The sequence below is a fragment of the Mesorhizobium sp. M2C.T.Ca.TU.002.02.1.1 genome (assembly GCF_003997225.1).
Genome location: NZ_RZTO01001153.1, coordinates 1 through 1,435, shown reverse-complemented (window position 1 = coordinate 1,435; position 1,435 = coordinate 1). Strand labels below are relative to the sequence as shown.

Genomic DNA, 1,435 nt, shown 5'->3' with positions numbered 1-1,435 from the left:
CAGCCTGACCGGCAGCTTCTTGCCGGCCGCTTTCACCATGATGCCGCCGGCCTTGTTGATGTCGGCAACGGCCTGCTCATAGGCCCATTTCTGCTCCTTGCCGTCGCCGGCCAGCGGCCCGGTAAGCGAGATCGGCGCGCCGATGACGATCTCGTCGCCGGCGGCATTGGCGACGAGCGTTCCGCCGAGCCCAAGTGCCGAGGACAGCAAAAGGCCGGCCAGCATTCCCTTCAGACTGATTTCCATTGTCATCCTCCCAGGTTTTTCATCGGGCCGATCCTCCCAAGGCGAGGCCCGCATCCATTCGTGCCGACGCCTCAGCCCATCGCGGCCGCGACCAGCCTGGTGTCGGTGAACTGCTCGAAACTCACGGCCTTGCCGTCGCGCATCTCCCAGACATGGACGACGCGCGCCGTCATCGGCTTGCCAGTCTTCCTGTAGGTGCCCGAATAGGTGCCGATGCCGACTATGGTGGAGCCGCCGTCGACCAGTTTCTCCAGCGCGAAGGTGTAGCCGTCCCAGTCCTCGCCGATGCGCTTGAAGACGCCGGCGATGACGGCATCAGGGCCGACATAGGTGCCGGCATAGGGAAAGCCGGCCATCTCCGTCCATGCTGTGCTTTCGGTGATCGGTGCCATCATCGCCACCAGGTCCTTTGCGTCGGAGCCGGCGTAGTGGGCCTTGATGGCGTCGTAGTTACTGTTGCTCATGATGCTGATCCCAACGCTCAAACCGGTTCCTGTCCGTGGTCGTAGAGGGCCCTGGACTTTTTCTCGATGAAGGCGCCGGCGGGCTTGTTCTCGACCTTGCCCTGGCTGGTCACGCCGAGGAACTTGCCGGTCGAGCGCATGGTGTCCCAGTTGTAGAAGAACAGCGACGCGACCGGGATGATGAACTCGCGGAAGCCGAACACGTAAAAGTTCTCGGCGAACTTCCAGGTGGTGGCCAGATCGACATCGCCATGGCCGCGCTGGACGCCGACGAGATTCTGCCAAGCGTAGCGCTGCGAGCTCAAATAGATATGCTCGTAGACGTGGTTTGGGCTGTAGGTGTAGTGCGCGGTAAGGCCTATCAGGTCGCGCGTCGGCGCCGGCTCGCGGCCGGTCGGCGGCACGGTCGGGTCGCCCAGCACGCCGGCGGAATAGGTCTGCGCCACGCGCGGCTCGCCCGGCGCCTCGCCGGCTTCGCGCACCCGCTCGCGCACCGACAGAACGCGCCGCGTTTTCGTGTCGACGATGAAGGCTTCGTCCTCGGCCGGCCTCGCGGCGAAGGTCATGTTGATGAAGAAGACTTGCGGCGCGACTTCCAGCGCCTCGTACCAGTCGGCGCCGGCCTCTGCGCCCTCGCTCCAGGCCACGGTGTCGGCGGCGGTGAAGGCGAGATCGATGGTGCGACCGGTCTTCAGCGTGATCTTGAAGGTCTGACCGCGCAGCGC

The 1,435-nt window shown here is 64.8% G+C and carries 2 protein-coding genes and 1 pseudogene; all 3 read right to left on the bottom strand.

The genetic code is table 11. From position 1 onward, the window contains the following. A pseudogene (locus EOD07_RS34255) lies at window positions 1-246 on the bottom strand (ABC transporter substrate-binding protein); the annotation flags it as partial. A gap of 71 nt (window positions 247-317) precedes the next feature. Continuing rightward, a complete protein-coding gene (locus EOD07_RS34250) occupies window positions 318-710 on the bottom strand; it encodes a nuclear transport factor 2 family protein (RefSeq protein WP_127238339.1) in 393 nt (130 codons plus the stop codon). A 17-nt stretch (window positions 711-727) separates the two neighbouring features. Then, window positions 728-1,435, bottom strand: a 708-nt coding sequence (locus tag EOD07_RS34245; RefSeq protein ID WP_127238338.1) for a MoaF C-terminal domain-containing protein, incomplete at its 5' end; no start/stop codon positions are given.